The organism is Massilia scottii (assembly GCF_030846495.1).
In the GTDB taxonomy this organism is placed as follows: domain Bacteria; phylum Pseudomonadota; class Gammaproteobacteria; order Burkholderiales; family Burkholderiaceae_D; genus Telluria_A; species Telluria_A violaceinigra.
Map to the genome: position 1 here is coordinate 282,984 of NZ_JAVCWM010000003.1, position 25,530 is coordinate 308,513.

The window sequence follows — 25,530 nt, forward strand, 5'->3', positions numbered from 1 at the left end:
CTATTCGGCCGGCACCTGCCCGGCCTCGGCAAAGTGCGCATTATGCGGATCGTCCTTGGGCCCATTCATCAGCCAGTAATGATGGAAGGCCAGCCGCACGTTATCGCGCAGTTGCGTCTCGTCCCACGGCTTGGTGTAGAAGCGGTAAATCGCGCCGCGGTTGATCGAGTCGAGCACCGCTTCAAGCCCCGTGTAGCCGGACAGGATGATCCGTATCGTGTCCGGATACAGCTCCTTGACCTTGCTCAGGAACTCGGTGCCGCTCATGCCCGGCATGCGCTGGTCGCACACGATCACCTGCACCGTGTGCAGCGCCAGCAGCTCGAAGCCTTCGGCGGGCGACACCGCCGTCAGAATCCGGTAGTTATCGCGCTTGAACAGCCGGTGCAGCGAGGACAGCACATTGACGTCGTCGTCCACGATCAGCAAGGTCTGGCGATGGCTGTCGGGCGACTCCGGCTCGGACGGCTGCGCCACATTGGCCAGCACCATCTCGCCGAACTCCGCGGCCGGCAGCGGGCGGCTGAAATGGAAACCCTGCACTTCGTCGCAGCGGTGGCGCCGCAGGTAGGCCATCTGGGCCGGCGTCTCCACCCCTTCGGCGATCACCTGCATGTGCAGCGAATGGGCCATGCCGATGATGGCCAGGGCGATGGCCGCATCGTCCGGATTGACCGTCACGTCGCGCACAAAGGCGATGTCGATCTTGAGCTTGTCGATCGGGAAGCGCTTCAGATACGCCAGGCTCGAATAGCCGGTGCCGAAATCGTCGATCGCAATCGTGATGCCAAGCTGCTTGAGATTGCCCAGCACCGCAATCGTGTGCTCGGCGTTGGACATCAGCGCGCTTTCGGTCAGTTCCAGTTCGAGCAGCGCCGGGTCGATCCCGTGCCTGCCGACCGCCGCGCGGATTTCGCCTTCCAGGTCGCCTTCGACGAACTGGCGGCTCGATACGTTGACCGCCACGCGCACGTCACCCACGTCGCTGGCCGACCACTGCGCTATCTGGCGGCAGGCTTCGTCGATCACCCACGCGCCGACCCGCACGATCAAGCCGGTTTCCTCCATCACCGGCACGAATTCGACCGGGAATACCAGGCCGTAGCCGGGCCGGTTCCAGCGCAGCAGCGCTTCGGCGCCGCTGATGCGGCCCGTGCGCAGGTTAACCTTGGGCTGGAAGTACAGCAGGAATTCGCCGTGCTCGAGCGCGTGGCGCAGCGCCAGCTCAAGATCGAGCCGCGCCAGCACCTGCACGTTCATGCCGGCGGTGAAAAAGCGGTAGCCGTCGCGCCCCGCTTCCTTGGCGCGGCCCATGGCCGTGTCGGCGTACTTGATCAGGGTTTCGGGATCGGTGGCGTCGTCCGGGTACATGGCGATGCCGATGCTGGCCGTCAGGCCGGCCTGCTTGCCCTGCAGGTCGAACGGCGCGCGCAGCGTGTCGCGCACTTCGTTGGCGACGTTGACGGCGTCCTGCTGGTTGCGCGTCATCGTCAGGATGAGGGCGAATTCGTCGCCGCCCAGGCGCCCGACCGTGTCGCGGATGCGCACGCACTGCACCAGGCGCGTGCTGAACTGGCGCAGCAATTCGTCGCCCAGGGCCGAGCCGAGCGAATCGTTGACGGTCTTGAAGCGGTCGAGCGCGATGAACAGCACCACGATGCGCCACTGCTTGTCCTGCGCCAGCTCGATCGCTTCGCGCAAGGTCTGGTAGAACAGGGTGCGGTTGGGCAGGCCGGTCAGGCTGTCGTAGCTGGCTAGGTGGGCCAGGCGCTGGCGCGCGGCCAGGCGCTCGCTGATGTCGCGCGCCACGGCGATCAGCATGCGCGTACTGCCCACGCTCTGGGTTTGCCAGTAGATTTCCACCGCCACTTCGCGCAGGTCGGCGCGCGTCAGGTGGTCTTCGACCAGGTCGGGGTAGCGTATCGCATCGCGCTCCGGGTCGGCCTGGCGCGCCAGCTGGCCCGGGCCGGCCAGGCCGTACACCGTGGGGTCCAGGCGCAGCAGCTCGTCGCGCTGGTAGCCGAGCATGCGGCAAGCGCCGTCGTTGACGTCGACTACCGTCATGGAGCCGGTGTCGATCAGGAAGATGGCGTCGTTGGTGGCGTCCATGGCGCTGCGAAAGCGCTGCAGTTCGGCGGTGCGCTCGCGCACCGTCTGTTCGAGCAGGGTGCCGTAGCTCTTCGATTCGCGGTGCAGCAGGCGCACTTCGAGCATGTTGCGGATGCGCGTGAGCACTTCGACCGGGTCGAACGGCTTGCCGACGAAGTCGCGCGCGCCGGCGTCGAGCGCGGCCAGCTTTTTATCCGGTTCGGCCGTCACCACCAGCACCGGCAGGTAGGCTTCGGTTTCCATGGGCGCCAGCGCCTCCATCACCTGGAAGCCGCTCATGCCCGGCATGTGCAGGTCGAGGATGATCAGGTCGTAGCGGTGCTTGAGGTGCCTGGCCGCTACTTCGCGCGGGTCGGTGGTGCTGCTCACATTGGTGTAGCCGGTGGTCGTGAGCAGGTATTCGAGCAGCTGCACGTTGACCAGCTGGTCGTCGACGATCAGGATGGCAGCGTCGTGGATGTCATCGAGGGATATCATGGGTTCCGCGCTTTCTGCGCAAGCTGCCGCGTGTCGGCGAATGCAAGGGTGCTGTCGATCGCCTCGTTGAATTCGTCAATGTTGATCGGTTTGGTGAGGTAACGGAAAAAGCCGCTGGCCAGCCCGCGCTCGACATCGCGCGGCATGGCGTTGGCGGTCAGCGCGATGACCGGAATATGCGCCGTGCGCGGATCGCTGCGCAGTTCCTTGAGCGCGTCCAGGCCGCTCACGCACGGCAGGTTGATATCCATCAGGATCACGTCCGGCAGGTGCGCCTTGGCCAGTTCGATGCCGAGGTGGCCGTCGGGCGCGGTCAGGAGGTGCAGGTCGGGCCGGAAGCGCACGATCTCCTGCACCAGCTTCAGGTTGGCCGGGTTGTCTTCGACGTACAGCAGGCTGTGGTCGGCCAGCGGCACGGGGGCCGGCTTGTGTTCCAGCGTCAGCACCACCGCTTCGCCCACGGCCGACGGCACCGGCTGGGTCAGGCCAAGTTCGATCCAGAACACGGTGCCCACGCCGACGCTGCTCGAGACGCCGATTTCGCCGCCCATCAGCTCCACCAGGCGGCGCGTGACGACCAGGCCGATGCCGGTGCCTTCCTCGCTGCCGTTTTCCTGGCCCAGGCGGTTAAACGGCTGGAACAGGGACGCGATCTGCTCCGGGCGCAGGCCCATGCCGGTATCCTGCACCGACAGGCGCACGCGGTTGGCGGTGACGACGCTGCAGTCGCACACCACCGCGCCCATCTCGCGGTTGTACTTGATGGCGTTCGAGAGCAAATTGAGCAGCACCTGTTTCAAGCGCGTGCGGTCGGCCTGCACCACGGCGCCCGGCGCGTCCGGGAACAGCATGCGGATCTTGCGCTGCTGCGCCAGCGGTTCGGTCATGTTGCGGCACTCGACCAGCATGTCGGCCAGCGCCACCGGCTCCATCGACAATGTGACGGTGCCCGATTCGACCTTGGCCAGGTCGAGGATTTCGTTGATCAAGGTGAGCAGGTGGCGGCCCGACTTGAGAATGTGGCCGGCGAACTCCTTCTTTTGCGGCAGCGTCGAGGGCAGCGATTCGGACGTCAATATCTGGGCGAAGCCGAGAATCGCGTTGAGCGGCGTGCGCAGCTCGTGGCTCATCGACGACAAGAAGGCCGACTTGGCCTGGTTGGCATTCTTGGCCGCCGCCATGGCCACTTCCAGTTCGGCGTTGGTCAGTTCCAGCTGCATGGTGCGCTCGTGCACGCGCACCTCAAGCTGCTCGTTGAGGTCCATGATTTCCTGCTGGGCGCGGGCGCGCTCCTCGGCTTCGCGCGCAATCGCATGGTGCGACGTTTCGAGCGCGCCGGTGCGCTGTTCGATCTCGCCGAGCATGGCGTTGAACGAGTCCACCAGTTCGCCCGCCTCGTCGTCGCTGATGCGCGGGGCGCGGCGCGAGTAGTCGCGCGTGCTGACCACTTCGCGCGCAGTTTCGGTGAGCGCGACGATCGGCGCGGTGACGATGCGCCCGAGCCGGCGCGTCATGAGCCAGGCGATCAGCATCGCCAGCGCGACCACGCCGGCGGCGATGCTCAGGTAATCGACCGCGCGCGCGACCAGCGTGTATTCGGCGCGCAGGTACACGGTGCCGAGCAGTTCGCCGTTTTCGACCACCCTGCGGTACAGCAGCAGGTCGTCGCCGCTCACGCGCAGGTCGTCGGTCTGGGGGCTGACCGGGAACGGATGGCGCTGGCCCGGCGCGCGGTAGGAGGCGAACAGGGCGCCCTTGGCGTCGTAGATGGCACCGGCCCGCACCGACGGGCGAATGCGCAGCAGCGCCAGGTTTTCGGTGGCCAGGCGGGCGTCGTCGAAGGTCAGCGCGGCCGACGTCATGTGGCCGAGCAGTTCGGCCTGGGTGGCCATGTCGCCCAGCAGGGCCTTGTGGTAGTTGCGCAGGTCGTAGGCGATCACGGTGCCGATCGACACCAGCAGCGCCGCCAGGGTGGTGAGCATCACCACCGTGACCAGTTTTTCACGGATCGAACGGACGATCATGTGGCCCCCTGCACACGGTTGGCGGCGGCCAGCATGCGCGCACTGATGCGCAGCCGGCTCGAGTTGACCTGGCCGAGGGCGACGTCGAAGCGCAGCCGGTCCCGGGCCACCACGAAAGCGATCATGCACCCCAAAGCAATGCTGTCGTCGGCGTCGGAAACGGTGAGTACCGACTGGCCGCGCGCGGCCGCCAGCATGTCGATCACGGCGGAACGTTCGCCGGCGCCGATGAACAGGATATGGACGCCGTGCAGGGCATCGCCGCGGCGCAGCTTGCGCACCGAAATGGCGTGCCCGCCGACGGTGCGGCCGGCCACCATTTGTTCGAGCTGGTCGGCCAGGGCGTCGTTGCCGGCCACGCCGATCTGGAGCGGGCTGTCGGTGCGCGTGAAGCTGCCTTCAGGCCACTCGACGAAGCCGGCGAATTTGAACAGGTAGGCGGCCTTGACCTGGTTTTCGACGCTGGGCTGGGCTGCGGCGACGCTGGTCCAGGCGAACATCGCCAGCAGCGCCGGCAACGCCAGCCAGCGTCCCGCACGCCTGCGCAGTGCGAACCGGCTCAGGCCCGCCATGGCAGTTCGGCAAGCAAAAGAATCGGGGACATGGGACTCCAATCCGGATCAGACAGAAAAGCAAACTCAGCGCTAAAGCCCAGCATAGCAGAGCAACAGGCTGGCGGCGCACGGCACAAACGCCGGGCGCGCGACGATTTCCCCGGATCCACTCTACGCTTTTTTAGTTCGCTTGGATATCCCTTTTGAAACATTGCAACAGGGTGGACGGACAGTGTTGCAGAGTGCATGGTAAAGTAGAATCGCAGGGCCGCGCCGTCGCCGGTGCGCCCTTCCCCGATCCGTATTTCGATGCGCAACCATGGTCCCCGCTGACCGTCCAAAAGGAGCAACACGTGACGAACGACATTCTCGATCTTTCCGCCAAAGTCGGCCGCGCGCTGCAAGCGAAAGGCTTGCTGCTGGTGACCGCCGAATCGTGCACCGGCGGCGGAGTAGCGCAAGCGGTCACCGAGGTGGCCGGCTCGACCGGCTGGTTCGACTGCGGCTTCGTGACCTATTCCAACGCGTCGAAAACCGAGCTGCTCGATGTGTCGGCGGCGCTGATGGCGCAGCTGGGCTCGGTCAGCGAGGAAGTGGCGTCCGCCATGGCCACCGGTGCGTTGGCAAACAGCAACGCGCACGTGGCCTTGTCGACCACCGGCATCGCCGGCCCGAGCGGCGCGGTGCCGGGCAAGCCGGTCGGCACCGTCTGCTTCGGCTGGGCCAGAGGGGACACCATTCTGACCGAGCGCCTGGTGTTCGCCGGCGACCGCCACGCCGTGCGCGAGCAGACCGTGGTGCACGCGCTGCAAGGGCTGCTGCGCATCATCGAATAGAAGCGCGACGGCGGATTGGCGCCATCGTCCTGTTCTCCCCCTGCGTTGACACCTGCCGGGCCGGCACGCGCACCGGCGCCGGTCATTTTCTGGAGCAATTCGATGCACAATACGGTACATTTCATCCTGCAGGGCAAGGGCGGCATCGGCAAGACCCTGGTCTCGACCATCCTGGCGCAATGGCTGGCCGGCAAGGACGAGCGGCCCCTGCGCTGCTACGATACCGACCAGGAAAACGCCACCTTTTCGCGCTACAAGGCGATGGACGTGAAACACGTGCCGGTCATGACCGACGCGCGCAACATCGACCCCAAGCGCTTCGACGCGCTGATGATCGACCTGCTGGAAGAAGAAGGCAACTGCGTGATCGATAACGGCGCCAATACCTTTTCGCCGCTGATGGGTTACCTGCTGGAAAACGATTGCTTCGACTTGCTCAAGGAATCGGGGCGCAAGGTGTACATCCACACCATCGTCGGCGGTGGCGACACCCTGCACGACACGGCCATGGGATTTGTCTCGACCGCCAAGTCGACCAGCGTGCCGCTGGTGCTGTGGGAAAACGAACACTTCGGCCCGCTGCAATCGGCCACCGGCAAGGTGTTTACCGAATCGCAAACCTATGCCGACAATGCCGCGCGCGTGTGCGGGCGGGTGGTGCTGTCGCAACGCAACGCCGACACCTTCGGCGCCGACATCAAGAAGATGAATATCGCGCGCCTGACCGCCAATGAAGTGCGCGAAAGCGACAAATTCAACGTCATGGAAAAGCAGCGCATCAAGGTGGTGTTCCGCGACCTGTTCGAGCAACTCGACAACGTCCAGTGGTAAGCCGGCATGGACCAGCAAAAACTGCGCACCCTCGTCTTTGAGAAAACCGGCGTGCGGATCGATATCGACGATCCGATCTTTGCGCTGGTGGCGCTCAACGAGGCGGTGCTGGCCGAAGCGGTCGAGCGCCACGTGGAGCTGCTCGACGACGCCACCGCCGACCTGGCCGACCAGGTGCAGGCGCTGCAGGAAAGCGGCAGCCTGTGCCACTTCAGCAACGCTGCGCTCGAGCGTCCGGCGGCACTGGTCGCGCCTGCGCCGCCAGCCGCCAACATCGCGCCACCGCAGGAAAAACGCATCATCGCGATTGCCGGCGGCGCGGCGCTGCTGTGCGCATTCGTGGTGCTGATCGGCCAGGCTGTGCTGTTGCGCCCGGCACCGGCCCCGGTGCTGGTGGCGAAGGAATTGACGCCCGAACAAAGCGCCGCCCTGCGCGAGGCCGACAAGCTGGCCGGCATCGTCGCCAGGCTGGATGCCAAAACGCGCGCGGCGATTGCCGCCGAGATGCAAAAACCCTGAATTGCGGCAAGGAATGCACCACGCGGCAGAATTGCGCTATCATATCTACATATCTTCACATGTTGACTATGAACCCCTCTCCCGATAACGACGCATCGATTGCCCAACTGGCCGACCTGTTCCATCTGCTGGGCGACCCGACGCGGCTGCGCATTGTATTGTCCTGCCTGGCGGGGCCGATTGCGGTGGGCGACATCGCCGCCGGGCTGCAACTGAGCAGCTCGCTGGTCAGCCACCACCTGCGCCTGCTGCGCGCCGCCCGCATCGTCAAGGCCGGGCGCCAGGGCAAGCAAGTGTTTTATTCGACGGCGGACGCCCACATCAGCGGCGTGCTGACCGACATGCTCGACCACATCGCCGAACCCACCAATGGAATCGACCCATGACCAGCGCCCACGACCACGATCACGACCACGCCGGACACAGCCACGCGCATGCGCCCGCCAGGACGCCTGAAGCGGCCCACAAGCACGGCCATGGCCACGATCACGACCATGGTCACGGTCACGGTCATCACCAGCTCGACCCGAACGGCAACGGGCGCGCGTTCGCGCTGGCGATCGGCCTGAACACGGTGTTTGTCGGCATCGAATTCTTTTACGGATTCCTGGCCAACTCGACGGCGCTGATGGCCGACGCCGGCCACAACCTGTCGGATGTGCTGGGCCTGATGCTGGCCTGGGGCGCGGCCATGCTGACCCGGCGCGCGCCGGACGGACGCTACACCTACGGCCTGCGCAGCTCGTCGATCCTGGCGGCCCTGCTCAACGCCCTGCTGCTGATGCTCGCCTGCGGCGCGATCGGCTGGGAAGCGGTGCACCGCTTCGCCAATCCGGCGCCGGTGCAGGGCATGACGATGTCGGTGGTGGCCGGTATCGGCGTGCTGGTCAACGGTTTTTCGGCCTGGCTGTTCATGGCCGGCAGCAAGGACGACCTGAACATCCGGGGCGCCTACCAGCACATGGCGGCCGACGCCGCCATTTCGCTGGGCGTGGTGGTGTCGGGCGTGGCGATCCTGTTCACCGGCTGGACCTGGCTCGACCCGGCGGCCAGTATCGTGATCGTGCTGCTGATCCTGGTCACGACCTGGGGCTTGCTGCGCGAGTCGCTCGACCTGGTGCTGGCGGCGGTGCCGGCCAATGTCGATGCCGCGGCGGTGGGCGACTATCTCAAGGCGCGGCCGGGGGTAAGCGATATTCACGACCTGCACATCTGGGCCATGAGCACGACCGAGACGGCGCTGACCGCGCATCTGGTGATGCCGGCCGGCTACCCGGGCGACGCGGCACTGGACGCCATCGTGGCCGCGCTCAAGGCCGATTATGCGATCCATCACTGCACCTTGCAGGTGGAGCTGGGGACGAGCGAGCACAGCTGCGCGCTGCATGGCGAGGCGGCCGGCTAAGGTCGCGCTGCTGTCACGAGGGAGCGTTACACGTCCGGATATTGTGCTTGCGCCTTCAGGCGCAGGTAGTCGAGGAAGTGGTCCGTATCCGGCTCCACGGTGGACAGGCTGAACGCGTCGTCATCCTCTTCCACGAGCGCGTATTCGCCGTTCTCGTACAAGCCGAGCAGACTTTCCAGGAATTGTTCCAGGCTCGCGCCCGCCTGCACGCGCGTGAATTCACGCCCGCCGAACGAGATCACCTGGCCCAGGCTACCGGCGGCATCAGGATCGAGGTCGATGCCGAGATAGGCGCCGCCAGCGTCGTCGGCCAGCGGGACCCACGCCTTGCTGGCGGCGCACTGGCGCACAGTGCCGCGTGGCAGGCAGCAATATTGACTGCTCGCAGCGGTGCGTTCCACGGCAGTCATGTCGTCGAGAAAATCAGTGCCGTCCTTCCAGTGCCGCAGGGACTCGCCAAGCGTCAGGAAGGGGAGACCGAAAAACAGGCCGATCACGTAGTGGCCGGTGTCACCGGCCTGGCCGTTATGCCAGCGGTACAGCGCCCGCACCGATGACGGCAGCGATGCGCCGATGGCGCGTTCGAAGGCATCGATGTCGGCGTCGCTGGCGCCCCGGTTCAGGCTCGCCGCCATCCCGGGGAAATGCGATTCGATGCAGGTTTGCAACCTGCCCAGCAACTCATTCATGCGCTCAGGCGCCGCGCGTTGCTTCCGCTCGCCACCTCAGCCCGCCAGGTTGGCAAACAGCGGCGTGGACAGATAGCGTTCGCCGAACGACGGGATGATCGTCACGATCACCTTGCCCGCGTTTTCGGGACGGCGCGCCACCTGGATCGCGGCCCACAGCGCCGCACCCGACGAAATGCCGACCAGCAGCCCTTCTTCGCGCGCGGCGGCACGCGCGGTTTCAAAAGCGGCCTCGTTGCTCACGCAGATGACTTCGTCGAACGCCGCGCGGTTGAGCACTTGCGGCACGAAGCCGGCGCCGATGCCCTGGATCGGGTGCGGCCCCTTGGTGCCCTTGGACAGCATGGGTGACGCTTCCGGCTCGACCGCAATGGCCTGGAAGCCCGGCTTGCGTGCCTTGAGCACTTCGCCCACGCCGGTAATGGTGCCGCCGGTGCCGACGCCAGCGACCAAAATATCGACCTTGCCGTCGGTGTCGCGCCAGATTTCCTCGGCCGTGGTGCGGCGGTGCACATCGGGGTTGGCGGCATTGTTGAATTGCTGCGGCATGAAGTAATTGGGATTGGCCGCGACCAGTTCCTCGGCCACGCGGATGGCGCCAAGCATGCCTTCCGGCCCCGGCGTGAGCACCAGTTCGGCCCCGTAGGCGCGCAGCAGCATGCGCCGCTCGCTGCTCATGGTTTCGGGCATGACCAGCTTGCAGCGGTAACCGCGCGCCGCACACACCATCGCCAGCGCGATGCCGGTGTTGCCGCTGGTCGGCTCGACGATGACGGTGTCGGGACCGATCTTGCCGGCCGCCTCGGCCGCTTCGACCATGGCCAGGCCGATCCGGTCCTTGACGCTGTGGGCCGGGTTGTAGAACTCCAGCTTGGCGAGGATGTCGGCGCCGGCGCCATGCGCCAGCTTGCGGATCCGTACCAGCGGGGTGTTACCGATTAACTCAGTGACGTCGTTTGCGATTCTCATGCTTGCTCTCCCGCTGTAATGGATTGGACTTATTTGACGTTCACGAGTTCCACGTCGAAGATCAGATCGGCGTCCGGCGGAATGCCGCCGCCCGGCGCGCCGCGCTTGCCGTAGGCCAGGTAGCTCGGAATGACCAGGGTGCGCTTGCCGCCCACTTTCATGCCCATCACGCCCTGGTCCCAGCCCTTGATCACGCGGCCGGTGCCGAGCACGAATTCGAGCGGGGCGCCACGCGTCAGCGAGGAATCGAACTGGCGGCCGCGCTGGCGCGTGGCCATCGGCTTGTACAGCCAGCCGGTGTAGTGCACGAATACCTTGCTGCCGGCGGTCGCTTCGGCGCCGGTGCCGACCTTGGTGTCGGTGGCCACGAGCGGATCGAGGACCGGCTCGGCCAGCACCACGGTGCCTGGCGGCGTGGCAGGCTGCGCCGGTGCGGGCGTCTGGGCCGCGGGAGCCGGCGCAGGCGGCGCGTCGGCCGCCGGTGGGGTCGCCGGCGTTGCCGGCACGGTCGCTGCCGGCGGCGTCTCGGGAGCGGGCGGCGTCTGGCCGGCGGCCTGGGCCAGCGATGCCGCCGCGGCGCACATCAGGAATACGGAAAAGGGACGGCGCATGATGGAATCTCTTTCAGTAAGAAATGGTCAAACTGGATACTTCTGCAACGCTATGATAGCAAGGCCTCGGGCGCCTGCACAGAAGGTGCGTGAATTGCCCCGTCGGCAAGGCGGCGCAGCACGTGTCCGGCGGCCACCATGCCGAAGGTGGCGGTGACGGCCATGCTCGATCCGAAGCCGGCGCAGTTCAGGCCGGTGACGCCGTCGCTGTCGCCCTGGCCATCGATGGCGCAGCTCTCGTCGCCAGCCGGCATGGCCAGCGGTTCCATCGAGAATACGGCATCCACGTTGAACCTGGTTTTCAGGCTGCGCGGAAAGCCGTACTCGTTGCGCAAGCGCTTGCGCACCATCTTGAGCAGCGGCTCCTGTTCGGTTTTGGACAGGTCGCGCAGTTCGATGCGGGTCGGGTCGGTCTTGCCGCCGGCGCTGCCGATGATCACCATCGGCAACTGGTGGTCGCGGCACCAGGCGATCAGCGCGGCCTTGGCCTTGACGCTGTCGATGGCGTCGACCACATAGTCGACCTGGTGGGCGCCGATCATCCGGTCGAGGTTGCCGGGATCGATGAAGTCTTCGATCAGGTTGACCTTGCAGAAAGGATTGATCTGGGCGATGCGTTCGGCCAGCGCACCGATCTTGGCCTGGCCGATGGTGCCGCTCAAGGCCTGGATCTGGCGATTGATGTTCGATTCGGCCACGTTGTCGAGGTCGATCAGGGTCAGCTGGCCGATGGCGCTGCGGGCCAGCGCCTCGACGATCCAGGAACCGACGCCGCCGACGCCGATCACGCACACGTGGGCGGCGCGGAACCGCGCCAGCGCGGCCGGGCCATACAAGCGGCCGATGCCGCCGAAACGGCGCTCGACGTCGACCTCGCCGGTATCGGGGGGAAGGGATGGGGTGGTGATGGTATTCATGCCGCCATTTTAACGGACGCGGCCGGACAGACTGCTCTAAAATGTCTTCCATGTTCCCACCAGCCACAAGCGAGAAATCCCAATGAGCAACGCCCTGCCCGACAGCGCCCCCGGCTTCGACCAGCCGATCGCGGTGCTGAAACACTGCCACGACCGCATCCGCAAACAGCTGGCGACCCTGGAAAAGCTGGTGCCGCACCTGGCCAGCCACGGCGCCGACGAACAGGCGCGCGAGGCCGCGCGCGCGGTGATGAAGTATTTCGACCAGGCCGCGCCCCTGCATCACGAGGATGAAGAACAGAACCTGGTACCGATGCTGCGCACCAGCGCCAGCGGGGCCGACGCCGACCTGCTGGCCGCTCTGGTGCCCGGCATCCTCGACGAGCACCGCCAGATGGATGGCATGTGGCAAGACCTGCACGAGCAGCTGAGCGCGGTCGCCAGCGGCAGCGCCGCCGTGCTGCGCGAGCACGATGTGCAGCGCTTCGCCGAGACGTACCGCGCCCACATGGAGCGCGAGGAAAGCCATATCGCGCCGATGGCCAAGCGCCTGTTCAGCGCCGACCAGATGGCCACCCTGGGCCTGGCGATGCAGCAGCGGCGCGGCATCGTTCCGGCAGCCGCCGTGGCAGCGCCCGCCAGCGCCAGCGCCACCGGCGACGCCGTGGCCAGCCTGCGCAAGGATTACGGCCAGGCCAGCCTGAACGAGAGCGACGTGGCGGACGATCCGTTCGTGCAGTTCACGACCTGGTTCGAGGAAGCGCTCAAGGCCCAGGTCAACGAGCCGAACGCGATGAGCGTGGCGACGGTGGACGAGCAGGGCCGGCCGACCTCGCGCATCGTGCTGATCAAGCAGTTCGATCCGCGCGGCTTTACCTGGTACACCAACTACGACAGCCAGAAGGGGCGCCAGCTGGCCGGCAACCCGCATGCGGCATTACTGTTCTTTTGGACGGAACTAGAACGCCAGATCCGGATCGAAGGAAGGGTGGAGCGCACTTCAGTGGAAGAAAGCGACAAGTATTTCCACAGCCGGCCGCTGAAAAGCCGGCTGGCGGCGATCGCGTCGGCGCAAAGCGAGCCGATCGCCAACCGTGGCGCGCTCGAACAGCATTACGAGGCAGTAGCCAAGCAATACGGCGAGCAGCCGCCACGTCCCGACAACTGGGGCGGCTTCCGCCTGGTACCTGAACGGATCGAGTTCTGGCAGGGACGCCGCTCGCGCTTTCACGACCGCATCGTGTACACGCTGCAAAGCGATGGCAGCTGGGCGCGCGAACGGTTGCAACCTTAGCAGGACGTGTGCGCGCACACGGGCCTGCTGCTATCGGCCGGAGGTGTGCGTGTTCAACCAGATCAGACTGAGGGCCTGGAGCGAAGGCTTGCGCAGCCAGCCTTCGCTTCCCTTGCGGGTGGAGCTGTGGAACGGGCAGCGCCTCGATTTTTCGCCCGATCCGCCGCGCGTGACGGTGCATGTGCCGCACGCGCGCTCGCTGCGCTGCCTGCTCTCGCCGTCGCTGTACAACCTCGGCCGCGCGTACGTGGAAGGGGCGATCGATGTCAGCGGGAGCGCGAACGACATGATTGCCGTTGTCAACGCGCTGGCCGGCAATGCCGTCGCCAACAACATGCGCACGGCGCTGCCCGCGCTCGGGCTGGGGCGCCTGCTCGGCGCGCTGGCGCGCAGCCACACGCGCCAGCGCGACGCCGCCGCCGTGCGCTATCACTACGACGTTTCCAACGAGTTCTACGCGGCCTGGCTCGATCCGGGCATGGTGTATTCGTGCGCCTATTTCGACAACGGCGACGAAACGCTGGCCGAGGCGCAGGTCAAGAAAATCGATCATATCCTCACCAAGATCGGCGTGCGGCCGGGCCATCGCCTGCTCGACATCGGCTGCGGCTGGGGCGCGCTGGCGATCCGGGCGGCCCAGCGCTACGGGGCGCGCTGCGTCGGCATCACCCTGTCCGACAACCAGGCCCGGCTGGCGCGCGAGCAGGTTGAACGCGCCGGGCTGGGCGGGCTGGTCGAGATCCGCCTGCAGGATTACCGCGATGTGGGCGGGCAGTTCGACCGCATCACCAGCGTGGGCATGTTCGAGCATGTGGGCGTGCGCCAGCTGCCTGCGTACTTCCGGCGCATGGCCACCCTGCTCGCGCCCGATGGCGTGGCCATGAACCACGGCTTGACCACCACCGATCCGGGCAGCCACGGCGCGCCGCACGGGGCCGGCGAATTCATCAGCCGGTATGTGTTTCCGCACGGGGAGCTGGCGCATCTGGGCACGGTGATCCAGGCAATGCAGGAAGGCGGGCTGGAAGTGCGCGATGTGGAAAACCTGCGCCGCCATTACGCGCGCACGTGCGCCATGTGGACCGACAATTTCGAGGCGAATGCGCAGCGCATCAAAGGCATGACCGATGCGCGCCGCTTTCGCATCTGGCAAGTGTATCTGGCCGGGTGCACGCATGCGTTCACGCACGACTGGATCAGCCTGTATCAGGTGGTATGCGGCAAGGCGGGACGCGATCCGGCGGCGCTACCGTGGTCGCGCCGCTATATGTACGCCCAGGCATGAGGCGCCCGGCGCCGCGGCACACGTGCGCCATGGACGCGGCGCGTTCGATCGATTGCCCGGGCCGGACGTTAACGACAGTGGGCCTGTGCCAGGCCCAGCTTGTCAGCTCGTCCGGGTCACTTGGGCTTGAGCTTCGCGTTCTTGGCGGCATCCTCTTCGCCAGGGCGCACCGGCACCCTGGCATCGGAGGAGAACTGCTGGTGCCCATGCAATTGCTGGGCGTCGCCCGGCAGCGCCCTCACCTGCTCGCCCTGCGCGTCCAGTTGCGGCTGCGTGCCTTCATGAACGACCAGGCAGGCCATCCCGGGTACCGTATTCAAAGGCTGGTAGCCGTTGTTGGCGCCGCATGCCACGACGTTATAGACCGGAACGGCCGTGACGTCCTTGCCGAGTACCGATTTGATGTGTGCCGACTGTTCGCTGCTCAGGGCCAGCCATCCGGCCGGCAGGAATAACTCTGATGTATTCACAATAAGCTCCCTTTTTATATGCTTTTAGTAGGTCGTGTTGAAGAAGAAAGTCTGGAAAAGCCGGCCGTTTTCCTTGGTATCGCCAAAATGGCCCCGGCTGCAGTGAAAACGCTGGCCGCGAAACAGGATCAGGCGGTTGAAGCGGTTGCCGATCTGGTCGGTGACCTGCCAGCGGTCCCACACGCCGGCGTCGGCGTCGCATTGCCGGCGCTGGGCCTCGTCGGCCGGATAGGTCTCGTTGCCGCTCTGGTGATGGCGGAAAAAAGCCGTGCCGGCTGACGCGGGAGCGTTCGGCGTCAGGTACAGCACGCCGGACCAGGTGGTGGTGTGGTCGGCATGCACCCAGGTGCGGTCGGTGGCGACGCTGAACTGAAAGGCACCGTTGTAGGTGTCGCGCGGCCAGTACGTGATGGGCAGCCCGACCACCGATTGAATGGCCGCCGCCAGTTCATCGTGCAGGAACGCCTGGGTGCGCGCCCCCGGGTAATTTCCCTTGACGGAAAAATCCTGGCGCAGGGCAAACGCGCGCACACCCAAGGGGTCCTGATAAAAATCGTCGGTGACAATGATGGTTTCGCGCATGGTTAACATCACAGTCTGTACGCAACTGCGGGGCTGTTCGCAGGGCTGTTCGGAGTCCGGGCTGACATGATCAATCCTTCCGTGCAAGTGTCGGTCAAGGAGCAAAAATGGCCTGGGCGATGCCGCATCACTCAGGCCAGCGAAAGCGCTTACCGGGCAAGCAGCACCCGCGCGGCGTCGCCTTTTAATACCCTTGATAGCCTGGATAGCCTTGCACGCCCTGGAAACCCGGGAAGCCCTGACCTTGCGCGCCCTGGAAACCCTGTACGCCCGGGAAGCCCGGGAAACCCTGGAAGCCCTGGCCTTGCACGCCCTGGAATCCCTGCGCACCCTGGAAGCCCTGGAACGCTTGCGGCCCCTGGAAGCCCTGCGAGCCCTGGAAACCGAGGACGCCCTGCGGGCCCTGGAAGCCCTGCTGTCCCACGGCGCCCTGGAACCCTAGCGGCCCGAAGAAGCCCTGCGGACCCTGGATGCCCACGAATGCTTGCGGACCCTGGCCCCCTTGCTGCCCTTGCATGCCCGGGAATCCGAATGGATTGAAGAAACCGACCGGCCCATGGAAGCCCGGAAAGCCGAACGGTCCCTGGACGCTGGGAAAACCAAACGGTCCCTGGACACCCTGCGCTCCCTGGAAGCCGAACACTGCCTGCGGTCCCTGGAAGCCCACCGGCCCGACCCCGCCCTGGAATCCGAACGGTCCCAGAAAGCCTTGCTGGCCCTGGTAGCCCACGAGCGATTGCGGTCCCTGGTATGCCTGCGGTCCCTGAGCGCCCTGGAATGCCTGCGGCCCCTGGTAGCCCTGGACGAACTGCGATCCCTGGGCGCCCTGGTAGCCCTGCACCCCCGGGAACGCTTGCGATCCCTGCAGGCCCTGCAGCGCCTGTGCGCCCTGCACGCCAGGGAAGTCGGGGACAATCCGGATCGATGTCATACGTTGGCCGCTGAGGGCTTGAATCTGACGAATCTGATCGTCATTAAGCGATAACACCATGCCTTGTTCATTCATGTCCGTGCACTCCTCTAGATTTGAAAAAAAACCAAAAATGACGCGTTGAGAAAAATTGGCCGTGACCCGAACCTCCTGCGGAGCCCCGGGTAACGATAACAACCTTGGCAAGCAGATCCGAGGCTGGAACAGCATCGTGCTCAATCCCGAGAGCAGTAGGCATGACTCAGAATAAGCTGGCTGCGATGCGGGGGAACCTGACGATTCGTATAGGGCCTTCCCTATCTGAATGAACAGGCGACAAAAGGCTGGCAGCGGCACTGCGCGCAGCATGGCGACCGCGAAAAAATAGCATGACGCGGCAAGCGGTCAGGAAAATTTTCCGGCTGGGCAGAACGTGTCAGATGGCAAGGTGGCTGCCCAGCGCCGCATACACATCGCCCAGCGCGGCGGCCAGGTCGTGCGCCAGCGCGCGTGCCGGCGGCGCCTGGGCGGCATCGCGCAGGTTCGCCGTGATCCGTTCGGTGCAGGCGATGGCGCGCCGGGCGCCGAAATTGACCAGCACGCCCCGCAGGCTGTGCGCGGCGCGCTGGGCGGCGCCGGTGTCGCCCGCGGCGAGCGCCTGGTCGAGCGCATCGAACAGCTGCGGGCCGTCGCTGATGAACAGGGCGGCCAGTTCGTGCAGCAGCTCACGGTCGCCGTCCAGGCGCAGCAAGGCGCCGCGCCAGTCCAGTACCGCGCCGGGCCGGCCGCCATGAAAGCGCGCGAGCACCTCGCGCAGGCGCGCGCTCTCGACCGGCTTGGACAGATAGTCGTCCATGCCGGCTTCCAGGCAGCGCTCGCGGTCGCCCTGCATCGCGCGCGCCGTCATGGCCACCACCGGCACATGGCCGCCGTGCGCCGCTTCCCAGCGGCGGATGGCGCGCGTGGCCGCCATGCCATCGAGGCCGGGCATCTGCACATCCATCAGCACCAGGTCGGCGCCGCCGTGCAGCGCGTGTTCGAGCGCATCGAGGCCGTTGTCGGCCACGGTCACGCGATGCCCCATTTTCTCCAGCAGGCGCAGCGCCAGGCGCTGGTTGACCGGATTGTCCTCCGCCAGCACGATGTGCAGGCGGCCGGCCTGCTCGCGCGCCAGCGTGGCGGCCCCTGGCACCGGCGCCACGCTGGCGCGGCCATGCGCCGGGGCAGCGGCGGGCGCGGCGGCCGTCTGCCCGAGCGGCACGCTGAAGCGGAACACGCTGCCGCGGCCCGGCTCGCTGCTGACGGATATATCGCCGTGCATCAGCATCACCAGGCGGCGGCAGATGGTCAGCCCCAGGCCGGTGCCGCCGTACTGGCGCGTGGGCGAGCCGTCGACCTGGGAAAAGGCGTCGAAGATCAGGGTTTGCTGGTCCGGCGCGATGCCGATGCCGGTGTCGCGCACTGCGAACTCGACGTCGCAGCGTTGCTCGGACGCGCGCCGCATCGTCACGCTGAGTGTCACCCCGCCTTCGCTGGTGAACTTGATCGCATTGCCCAGCAGGTTGATCAGCACCTGGCGCAGCCTGCCGGGGTCGCCCTTGAGCGCCGGCGGCAGGTGCGGCGGCAGCTCGCAGGCCAGCACCAGCCCTTTCTGGCGCGCCGGCAGGGCCAGCGAGCGCAGCGTTTCGCGCACCAGCTTGCCCAGGTCGAACGGCACGTCGTCGATATCGAGCTTGCCCGCTTCGATCTTGGAAAAATCGAGGATGTCGTCGATGATGGTCAAGAGCGCGTCGGCCGAGCCCTTGACCAGTTCGATGTCTTCGCGCTGCTGCGGCGCCAGCGCCGATTCGAGCACCAGTTCGGTCATGCCGAGGATGCCGTTCATCGGGGTGCGGATTTCGTGGCTCATGTTGGCCAGGAAATCGCTCTTGGCGCGGCTGGCCGCCTGCGCCGATTCGACCGCGCGCTGCATGGCGTCGCGCGCGGCGCGCTGTTCGCTGACATCGATCGAAAAGCCCAGCAGGTACGATTCGCCGCCGCTGTGGATCACGATGCGGCTGACCACCACGTCGACCGGCGGATCGAGATTGGCCAGGCGGCGCTCGCTGGTGACCATGCGCCCGCTGCGCCAGGCCTGCTCGTCTTCCTCGCGGGTCTGGCCGGCCCACCTGCGCGGGCCGACCTCGTCGATGGTGCGCCCTTCGATCTCGGCCCGGCTGCGCCGCGCGAACTCCTGGAACTGGCGGTTGAAGCGCACGAAGCGCCCCTGCCGGTCTTTCAGGAACACCGGGATGGGCAGCTGGTCGAGGATCTGTTCGGTCAGTTCGCGCGCGCTTTCGCGCTGCTGCAACAGCTGTTCGAGCGCGCGCGTCAGGCCCAGCAGGTCGTCGCCGCCGGCCTGGGGATCGGCCGGCGTGGCCAGGCGTCCCAGGCTCGCCTGGAGCGAGCGCAGCACTTCACCCTGGCGCGCCGCTTCCGCGCGCAGCTGGTCGTTGGCGCCGGTCAGTTCGTCGGAGCTGATCTCGAGCATGCGCGTGCGCACCTGCAGGTCGCGGTCCGCTTCCTCGTAGCTGCGCGAGACGGCGTCGAGCAAGGCGGCCAGGCCCTCGGCCAGGGCCGGGTCGCCCAGCGCGCGCAGGCCGCCCAGGCGCTCCTGCAAGGCCCGTTCGCTGCTCACGCCGAGCGTGCGCCGCAGCTGGCGCAGCAGTCGCTGGTGGCGCATGGCGTCAGGCCGCGTCCTGGCGGCCGGCGTCGCAGAAGCGGGCGCGGATCTCCAGCACCGCCGGCCAGCGCCGCATCAGCGCGTCCACGCAGCGCGGGTCGAAATGGCTGCCGCTGTTGTCAAGCAGGTAGGTGCGCGCCGCGTCCAGGGTCCAGGCCTGCTTGTACGGACGCACGCTGGTCAGGGCGTCGAACACGTCGGCCACGGCGACGATGCGCCCCGCCAGCGCAATGGCCTCGCCCGCCAGGCCGTTGGGATAGCCCTGGCCGTCGAAGCGCTCATGGTGGGTGTGGGCGATTACCGCGGCCAGCTGCAGCATGCCCGCTTCGCTGGCCTTGAGGATGTTGTAGCCGATCGCCGCGTGCTGGCGCATGATGTCCATCTCGTCGGGCGTGAGGCGGCCCGGCTTGAGCAGGATGTGGTCGGGCGTGCCGACCTTGCCGATATCGTGCATGGGCGCGGCGTTGAGGATGCATTCCTGCTCCTGGTTCGACAGCCCCAGTTCGGCCGCGATCAGGCAGGAGTAGTGCGCCATGCGCTGGATGTGGGCGCCCGTTTCGGGGTCGCGGTACTCCGAGGCGCGGCACAGCAGCAGGATGGTTTCCTGTTCGCGCGCGCGCAGTTCGGCGGTGGCCTTGCCCACCTCGCTGGCCAGCCAGCTGGCGCGGCTTTGCAGGGCCAGGGTGGCGCGCCGCAGTTCGAGCATGTTGCGGATGCGCGCCAGGAATTCGACCTTGTCGATCGGCTTGATCAGGAAATCGTTGGCGCCGTTTTCCAGCGCACGGTGGCGGATGTCGACATCCTGGCTGGCCGTGACCATCAGCACCGGCGGGCGCTCGCGCGCGTCGCCGCCGAGTGCGGCAATGAAGTCGAGCCCGTTCAGGTCCGGCATCAGGTAGTCGAGCACCAGCAGATCGCAGGGGTGCTCGCGGCACCACGCCAGCGCCTCGTGCGCCGACTGGAAGGCCACCGTCTCGACCCCGGGGAGTTTTTCCATCAGGCGCGACATCAGGACCAGATTGATGTGCGTGTCGTCGACGATCACTACCTTCATGGCAATTCCCGGTTTACGAGGTGGGGCTAGCGGGCGTCATGTGAGGCGCCCGCCAAAGGTGGTCAGGAACTTGGCGACCTTGGGCGCCACCACCAGCGCGCAATAGCCCTGCAGCGGATGGCGGCTGAAATAGTTCTGGTGCTCGTCATCGGCCTTGTGCCAGGTTGCGGCCGGCTGCACCTGGGTGACGATGGGCGCGTCCCAGACACAGGCCATTTCGGCGATCACCTGGCGCGCGGTCGCTTCCTGCTCGGGCGAATCGACGAAAATGACGGAGCGGTACTGGGTGCCGACATCGTTGCCCTGGCGGTTCAGGGTGGTCGGATCGTGGATCGTGAAGAAGATTTCGAGCAGGTCGTGGTACTCGATGGCGCCGGCATCGAACACGATGCGCACCACTTCGGCATGCCCGGTGGCGCCGGCGCACACCTGTTCGTAGGTCGGATTGTCTTCGTGGCCGCCCATGTAGCCCGACTCGACCTTGAGCACGCCGCGCGCTTCCAGAAAGACCGCTTCGAGGCACCAGAAGCAGCCGCCGCCCAGAATGGCGACTTGCATCCCAGATTGGTTCGTCATGGCGCACCCCGCTGACTTATTGATATGGGATAACTGTAACGCAAAGCGACCCGGCATGCACCTGCAATCGGGCCGGCCGGCGGCGCCGGAAAAGCCGGGGAGCGCCAAAATTTGGCATAATGGCATAAACCACAGGGCAATAATGAACACTAGCTCACCCCGCGCCGATACGCGCGCATTCGACACGGCGCAATTTCGCCAGGCACTGTCGCAGTTTGCCACCGGCGTCACCGTGATCACGACGCGCCTGGCCGACGGCAGCTTCCGCGGCCTGACGGCCAGCTCCTTCAATTCGGTCTCGCTCGACCCGCCACTGGTATTGTGGAGTCTAGGCAATGTTGCCAACAGCTTACCCATCTTCAGCGGCAACTCGCACTACGTCATCAATGTGCTGGGCGCCGACCAGGCGCACCTGGCGCAGCGCTTCGCCAAGCGCAGCGAAAACCCGTTCGGCGACATCGAATACGAGCTCTCGCGCACCGGCCAGCCCATCCTGAAGGGCGTGTCGGCGTGGTTCGAGTGCCACAACCGCAGCCGCTATCCCGAGGGCGACCACGTGATTTTCGTGGGCGAAGTCGAAGAGTGCGCGGTGCACCCGCAAGCCTCGCTCATTTTTCACGGCGGGCAATTCGGCAGCACCCAAACGCGGTAAAATCCGCATCACCCAAAAAGCAGTCTATACAAGTTTGGTTTATCCAGCCATTCCCACCATTCGCCACTATTAAAACAGAGACAGGAACCGCCATGACCCGATCCGATGCGCCCAGCAAAGCCAAATTCCACTGGGACGACCCGCTGCTGCTCAATCTTCAGCTCACCGATGACGAGCGCATGGTGCGCGACGCCGCCGCCGCGTACTGCCAGGACAAGCTGGCGCCGCGCATCCTCGAAGCGTTCCGCCACGAGCGCATGGACACGACCATCTTCCGCGAGATGGGCGAACTGGGCTTGCTGGGGCCGACCATCCCCGAGCAGTACGGCGGTCCGGGCATGAATTACGTGGCCTACGGCCTGATCGCGCGCGAAGTCGAGCGCATCGATTCGGGCTACCGCTCGATGATGAGCGTGCAATCGTCGCTGGTGATGGTGCCGATTTATGAATTCGGCACCGAAGAGCAGCGCCAGAAATACCTGCCGAAACTGGCGACCGGCGAATGGATCGGCTGCTTCGGCCTGACCGAGCCGAACCACGGCTCCGACCCGGGATCGATGATCACGCGCGCCAGGAAGGTTGCTGGCGGCTACTCGCTCTCCGGCTCGAAGATGTGGATCACCAATTCGCCGGTGGCCGATGTGTTCGTGGTCTGGGCCAAGGACGATGAAGGCGCGATCCGCGGCTTCGTGCTGGAAAAAGGCATGGCCGGCCTGTCGGCGCCTGCGATTCACGGCAAGTTCGGCCTGCGCGCCTCGGTCACCGGCGAGATCGTCATGGACAATGTGTTCTGCCCGGAAGAAAACGCTTTCCCGGACGTGCGCGGCCTGAAAGGTCCCTTCACCTGCCTCAATTCGGCCCGCTACGGCATCGCCTGGGGCGCGCTGGGCGCGGCCGAGGCATGCTGGCACACCGCGCGCCAGTACACCATGGACCGCGTGCAGTTCGGCCGTCCGCTGGCCGCCAACCAGCTGGTGCAAAAGAAACTGGCCGACATGCAGACCGAAATCACCCTCGGCCTGCAGGGCTGCCTGCAGCTGGGCCGCATGAAGGATGCCGGCACGGCGGCGGTGGAAATCACCTCGATGATGAAGCGCAATTCCTGCGGCAAGTCGCTGGACATCGCCCGCGTGGCGCGCGACATGCTGGGTGGTAACGGCATTTCGGACGAGTTCGGCGTGATCCGTCACATGGTCAACCTGGAAGTGGTCAACACCTACGAAGGCACGCACGATATCCATGCGCTGATCCTGGGCCGCGCGCAGACCGGCATCCAGGCTTTCCAGTAAGCACACGCCAGAATGCGAGAAAACCCGCCGCGGCGGGTTTTTTTATGTCCCTCATCCATGTCCAGGACGCCGCCGCGCCCGAGGCTGAGCGCCGGGATCGTGATCCAGATTAAGTGCCGAGGACGGCGCTCTTCCTATCATTCGCTAACGCCACGTCTCCAAGGCAAGGGAGACGAAGCTGCATGCCATGGCGACGCCGCGGGCGCACCGCTTCGCTTACTTGAGCATTCTTTCAATTGGAGAATAATATGGACACGTCGGTTTCGCGGAAAGAAGAACTGGAACGCTTGCACGGTATCAGGTTCGACGAGAAAAGCCTGACACTGTGGGTAAAATCCACCGGCTGCACGAAGAAAGAAGACTTCGAGGTGCGCATGCCGAAAGGTGCGCCGGGAAGATCCACGCTGGCGCTGGAAATTGTGCGCGTCAATCCGGATTTCTGCCGGACCACGCCGCACGTGGTCGAACTCAATTTTTCCTGGGACGAACTCGGTCTTGACCCGCAGTTGCTGAAAACCGCCTCGGTCAGGGTGGCGAACACCTTCGGCATTCTGAGATAACACCGTGCCCGCCATGAAAAAACCCGCCGAAGCGGGTTTTTTTACATCAGAACTTGTAGCCGACCCCGACACTGATCACTTGCGGATCGAGCGTGAGGTCCTGGGTCTGGCCCGACGAGAAATCGACCTTGGTCTTCAGGAAGCTCTTGATGTACGCCACGTCCGCGAACCAGCGCTCGTTGATGTTGTACACCAGGCCGAGCTGCAGGCTGGCGGCCAGCTTGTTCTTGACCTTGAAGGTGGTCGGCGGACCGCCGATGTCGCTGATCGCGGTCAGGCGCCCGGAACCGGTCTCCTTGGCGAAATAGGCGTAGGTGATGCCCGCGCCCAGGTACGGCCGCAGCATCGCTTCCGGCTTGAAGAAACGGTACTGGACCAGGAAGGTCGGCGGCAGTGCCTTGACCGTGCCCAGCTCGCCCGTGCCCTTGATGGCGCCGTCGCCGTACAAGGTGTGCTTGAACGGCATGCCCAGGTCCAGCTCGACCGACACATTGTCGGTCAGGCCGTAGGCAAACGAAAACACCGGCTTGGTATCGGAGCCGATGGCGGCCTTGGTGCCCGGCAGCGCGGGTGCGCTGACGTCGCCGCTCTTGACCTTCGGGGTGATCTCGGCAACACCGCCCTTGGCGGTCCACTGGCCGGCCGACTGCGCCGATGCGCCCGACGCGACTGCCATCACGGCCGCCGCGGCAATTGCCTTGCCGACGCTATTCATACGTAATTTCATTTTTTCTCCAGGTTCTTATTATGTGTGCGGCCGGCTTACAGCCAGCCTTTGACGATCATCTGCTCGGCCACGTATTTCGCGATCAGCGAATTTTCGAACGGGGTCGGATGGACGTCATCGGCGAACATGTAGCGGCTGACATCGCCTGCAATCGTGTTGCTGCCGTTGCAAGCCAGGGAGGTGTGTCCGAGGGCATTGTCGCCGCAGGCCGGTTTCTTGGTTTCGCTCAGGCCGTACGGCGCCGGATTGACGATCTGGTCGTTGCTGATGGCCCACAGGTCCACATACAGGATCTTGGATTCGCCCGCCACGCCCGCCTTGAGGTGGGCATTGAACTTGTCGACCATGGCGATGATCAGCGCCTGCGGGGCGCCTTTCGCCGTTGCCGCCGGGGCATGGCCCAGGTCAGGCAGGTTGTTGACGACGACGAAATTGGCGCCTTTGCCGACCACCTGGGTTTTCGCCAGTGCCGCCATTTCATCGCCTGCCACGCCCATCGCGGCAATCATCTTCGGTCCTTGCTCGGCGGCGTAGGCGGCACCGGCCTTGGCGCCTTCGGCTTCGGCGGCAGCCAGGGCCTTGGCGACCATCGGGCCGTACACCGATTCCTGGCCGACCATCTGGTTGCCCGGCTGGGTTGCAGCGGCCTGGACGGCAGCGCCAACGGTGCTTTGCTGGGTCGAACCGGCGCGCTGCGATTCGGCCATGATGGCGCCGCCGATGGCTTGCGCAGCCGCGGCCGGATCGGCCGCGCCGGCGGCGAGCTGGCCGGTCAGGTTGGCGGCGAAGGCCTGGTTGCCTGCGGCCTTGCCGGCTGCCGGGGCGTTGACCGCCAGTTCGCCCAGCATGGCCAGGGCGTCGTTGCCGCCGCCGATCATCAGCACCACTTCATCGCCCTTGAACTTGCCGCCGTTGCGCGACAGGTGGTTGGCAACCTGGGTGGCGATCGGCACGGTCAGCTGGCCGATGGCCGAACCGGTCAGCTTGTGGCCGGGCCCGACTGGATTGGTGACGCGCGCGCCGCCCTGGGCATAGCTCAGGCAAGCGTTGTTGTTGACCACGGGGACCGAAAAGCCCTTGCTGGCGTCGCCGTCCAGGCCGGTCTGGGCCGGGCACGGTGCGGGCAGGCCGAACTGGGCCGCCATGAATTCGGTCCAGTTCTTGCCGGTCAGTGCAGGGTTCTTGGCGGTGTTGTCGCCATTGATGGTGTACTTGCCGCCGCCGAGGTTCTTGACGGTGCCGACGTTGTACGTGCCCACGTCCGCCAGGCTGTCGCCGAACGAGACCTGGGACGAGAATTTGGTTTTGAGTTCCTGGTTGCCGGTTTCGCTGCCGCCGCAAGCGCTCAGTACCGCTGCGGTGAGCAAAGCCAGCGCAAAATTAGTGTGACGCATTGTGTCTCCTGGGTGAATTATCTATAATTTTTATAAACGAACGGCCGTGCTTTTCCCTACCCAACTAATATGCC

Annotated in this window: 25 protein-coding genes; 10 read left to right on the forward strand and 15 right to left on the reverse strand. The window is 65.7% G+C overall.

What is annotated here, in order from left to right; genetic code table 11:
* Genes RBA41_RS05465 through RBA41_RS05475 form a run of 3 tightly spaced genes read right to left on the reverse strand, consistent with a single transcriptional unit; the run spans nt 1 to nt 5,182 of the window.
* Nucleotides 1-2,586, reverse strand: a complete 2,586-nt coding sequence (locus RBA41_RS05465) for an EAL domain-containing protein (protein ID WP_306621812.1) — start codon at nt 2,584-2,586, stop codon at nt 1-3.
* Complete coding sequence (locus RBA41_RS05470) at nt 2,583-4,610, reverse strand: sensor histidine kinase, YfiR-like protein-associated (RefSeq protein WP_306621814.1); 2,028 nt, start codon at nt 4,608-4,610, stop codon at nt 2,583-2,585. Before RBA41_RS05470 ends, RBA41_RS05465 begins: the two co-directional genes overlap by 4 nt.
* Nucleotides 4,607-5,182 (reverse strand): TOL_0243 family YfiR-like periplasmic protein, encoded by a 576-nt coding sequence (locus RBA41_RS05475; protein WP_306621815.1) that lies wholly within the window; start codon nt 5,180-5,182, stop codon nt 4,607-4,609. Before RBA41_RS05475 ends, RBA41_RS05470 begins: the two co-directional genes overlap by 4 nt.
* A 335-nt stretch (nt 5,183-5,517) precedes the next feature.
* On the opposite strand from RBA41_RS05475, the gene RBA41_RS05480 reads away from it, so the two are divergent.
* From RBA41_RS05480 to RBA41_RS05500, 5 genes are all read left to right on the forward strand, one after another.
* Complete coding sequence (locus RBA41_RS05480; RefSeq protein ID WP_099875008.1) at nt 5,518-6,000, forward strand: CinA family protein; 483 nt, start codon at nt 5,518-5,520, stop codon at nt 5,998-6,000.
* Nucleotides 6,001-6,102: 102 nt separating this feature from the next.
* Complete coding sequence (locus RBA41_RS05485) at nt 6,103-6,831, forward strand: nucleotide-binding protein (protein WP_167087676.1); 729 nt, start codon at nt 6,103-6,105, stop codon at nt 6,829-6,831.
* Between the two features lie 6 nt (nt 6,832-6,837).
* Nucleotides 6,838-7,350, forward strand: coding sequence for a hypothetical protein (locus RBA41_RS05490; RefSeq protein WP_306621818.1), 513 nt, complete (start codon nt 6,838-6,840; stop codon nt 7,348-7,350).
* Nucleotides 7,351-7,418: 68 nt separating this feature from the next.
* The gene (locus RBA41_RS05495) at nt 7,419-7,736 is read left to right on the forward strand and encodes an ArsR/SmtB family transcription factor (RefSeq protein WP_374709487.1); all 318 of its coding nucleotides are present in this window, start codon (nt 7,419-7,421) and stop codon (nt 7,734-7,736) included.
* On the forward strand, nt 7,733-8,755 hold the full coding sequence (locus RBA41_RS05500; protein WP_306621822.1) for a cation diffusion facilitator family transporter: 1,023 nt from the start codon (nt 7,733-7,735) through the stop codon (nt 8,753-8,755). The genes RBA41_RS05495 and RBA41_RS05500 overlap by 4 nt, the downstream gene beginning before the upstream one ends.
* Nucleotides 8,756-8,781: 26 nt before the next feature.
* On the opposite strand, the gene RBA41_RS05505 is transcribed toward RBA41_RS05500, so the two are convergent.
* Genes RBA41_RS05505 through RBA41_RS05520 form a run of 4 tightly spaced genes read right to left on the reverse strand, consistent with a single transcriptional unit; the run spans nt 8,782 to nt 11,941 of the window.
* On the reverse strand, nt 8,782-9,444 hold the full coding sequence (locus tag RBA41_RS05505; protein WP_306621824.1) for an SMI1/KNR4 family protein: 663 nt from the start codon (nt 9,442-9,444) through the stop codon (nt 8,782-8,784).
* 36 nt (nt 9,445-9,480) lie between these two features.
* Entirely contained in the window at nt 9,481-10,413 is a 933-nt protein-coding gene (cysK, locus tag RBA41_RS05510; RefSeq protein ID WP_306621826.1) for a cysteine synthase A, read from the reverse strand.
* 29 nt (nt 10,414-10,442) lie between these two features.
* On the reverse strand, nt 10,443-11,024 hold the full coding sequence (locus tag RBA41_RS05515; RefSeq protein WP_306621828.1) for an FKBP-type peptidyl-prolyl cis-trans isomerase: 582 nt from the start codon (nt 11,022-11,024) through the stop codon (nt 10,443-10,445).
* Between the two features lie 50 nt (nt 11,025-11,074).
* Nucleotides 11,075-11,941, reverse strand: a complete 867-nt coding sequence (locus tag RBA41_RS05520) for a tRNA threonylcarbamoyladenosine dehydratase (protein WP_306621830.1) — start codon at nt 11,939-11,941, stop codon at nt 11,075-11,077.
* 82 nt (nt 11,942-12,023) lie between these two features.
* Here RBA41_RS05520 and pdxH point away from each other — a divergent pair, with 82 nt between their 5' ends.
* Both pdxH and RBA41_RS05530 read left to right on the forward strand, forming a co-directional pair.
* The gene (gene pdxH / locus RBA41_RS05525) at nt 12,024-13,235 is read left to right on the forward strand and encodes a pyridoxamine 5'-phosphate oxidase (protein WP_306621832.1); all 1,212 of its coding nucleotides are present in this window, start codon (nt 12,024-12,026) and stop codon (nt 13,233-13,235) included.
* Between the two features lie 49 nt (nt 13,236-13,284).
* On the forward strand, nt 13,285-14,520 hold the full coding sequence (locus RBA41_RS05530; protein WP_306621834.1) for a class I SAM-dependent methyltransferase: 1,236 nt from the start codon (nt 13,285-13,287) through the stop codon (nt 14,518-14,520).
* A gap of 116 nt (nt 14,521-14,636) precedes the next feature.
* On the opposite strand, the gene RBA41_RS05535 is transcribed toward RBA41_RS05530, so the two are convergent.
* The 6 genes from RBA41_RS05535 to msrA form a co-directional block, all read right to left on the reverse strand.
* Entirely contained in the window at nt 14,637-14,990 is a 354-nt protein-coding gene (locus tag RBA41_RS05535; RefSeq protein ID WP_306621836.1) for a hypothetical protein, read from the reverse strand.
* A 24-nt stretch (nt 14,991-15,014) separates the two neighbouring features.
* A complete protein-coding gene (locus tag RBA41_RS05540; protein ID WP_306621838.1) occupies nt 15,015-15,677 on the reverse strand; it encodes a DUF6445 family protein in 663 nt (220 codons plus the stop codon).
* A gap of 79 nt (nt 15,678-15,756) precedes the next feature.
* Nucleotides 15,757-16,503: a collagen-like domain-containing protein gene (locus RBA41_RS05545; RefSeq protein WP_306621840.1), complete on the reverse strand. Its 747-nt coding sequence runs from the start codon at nt 16,501-16,503 to the stop codon at nt 15,757-15,759.
* 415 nt (nt 16,504-16,918) lie between these two features.
* Entirely contained in the window at nt 16,919-19,204 is a 2,286-nt protein-coding gene (locus tag RBA41_RS05550) for a hybrid sensor histidine kinase/response regulator (RefSeq protein ID WP_306621842.1), read from the reverse strand.
* A gap of 4 nt (nt 19,205-19,208) precedes the next feature.
* Entirely contained in the window at nt 19,209-20,258 is a 1,050-nt protein-coding gene (locus tag RBA41_RS05555; protein WP_306621844.1) for an HD domain-containing phosphohydrolase, read from the reverse strand.
* Nucleotides 20,259-20,294: 36 nt separating this feature from the next.
* Nucleotides 20,295-20,834, reverse strand: a complete 540-nt coding sequence (msrA, locus tag RBA41_RS05560; protein WP_306621846.1) for a peptide-methionine (S)-S-oxide reductase MsrA — start codon at nt 20,832-20,834, stop codon at nt 20,295-20,297.
* A gap of 142 nt (nt 20,835-20,976) precedes the next feature.
* Between msrA and RBA41_RS05565 the strand changes: the two genes are divergently transcribed.
* From RBA41_RS05565 to RBA41_RS05575, 3 genes are all read left to right on the forward strand, one after another.
* Nucleotides 20,977-21,486, forward strand: coding sequence for a flavin reductase family protein (locus tag RBA41_RS05565; RefSeq protein WP_306621848.1), 510 nt, complete (start codon nt 20,977-20,979; stop codon nt 21,484-21,486).
* 92 nt (nt 21,487-21,578) lie between these two features.
* Nucleotides 21,579-22,775, forward strand: coding sequence for an acyl-CoA dehydrogenase (locus RBA41_RS05570; protein ID WP_306621850.1), 1,197 nt, complete (start codon nt 21,579-21,581; stop codon nt 22,773-22,775).
* 248 nt (nt 22,776-23,023) lie between these two features.
* The gene (locus tag RBA41_RS05575) at nt 23,024-23,335 is read left to right on the forward strand and encodes a hypothetical protein (protein ID WP_306621852.1); all 312 of its coding nucleotides are present in this window, start codon (nt 23,024-23,026) and stop codon (nt 23,333-23,335) included.
* 46 nt (nt 23,336-23,381) lie between these two features.
* Here the strand turns inward: RBA41_RS05575 and RBA41_RS05580 are convergent, their stop codons facing one another.
* Complete coding sequence (locus RBA41_RS05580) at nt 23,382-24,062, reverse strand: OmpW/AlkL family protein (protein WP_306621854.1); 681 nt, start codon at nt 24,060-24,062, stop codon at nt 23,382-23,384.
* Nucleotides 24,063-24,097: 35 nt separating this feature from the next.
* Nucleotides 24,098-25,456 carry an SGNH/GDSL hydrolase family protein gene (locus RBA41_RS05585; RefSeq protein WP_306621856.1) on the reverse strand — a complete coding sequence of 453 codons (1,359 nt, stop codon included), beginning with the start codon at nt 25,454-25,456 and terminating at the stop codon, nt 24,098-24,100.
* Nucleotides 25,457-25,530: the final 74 nt, after the last annotated feature.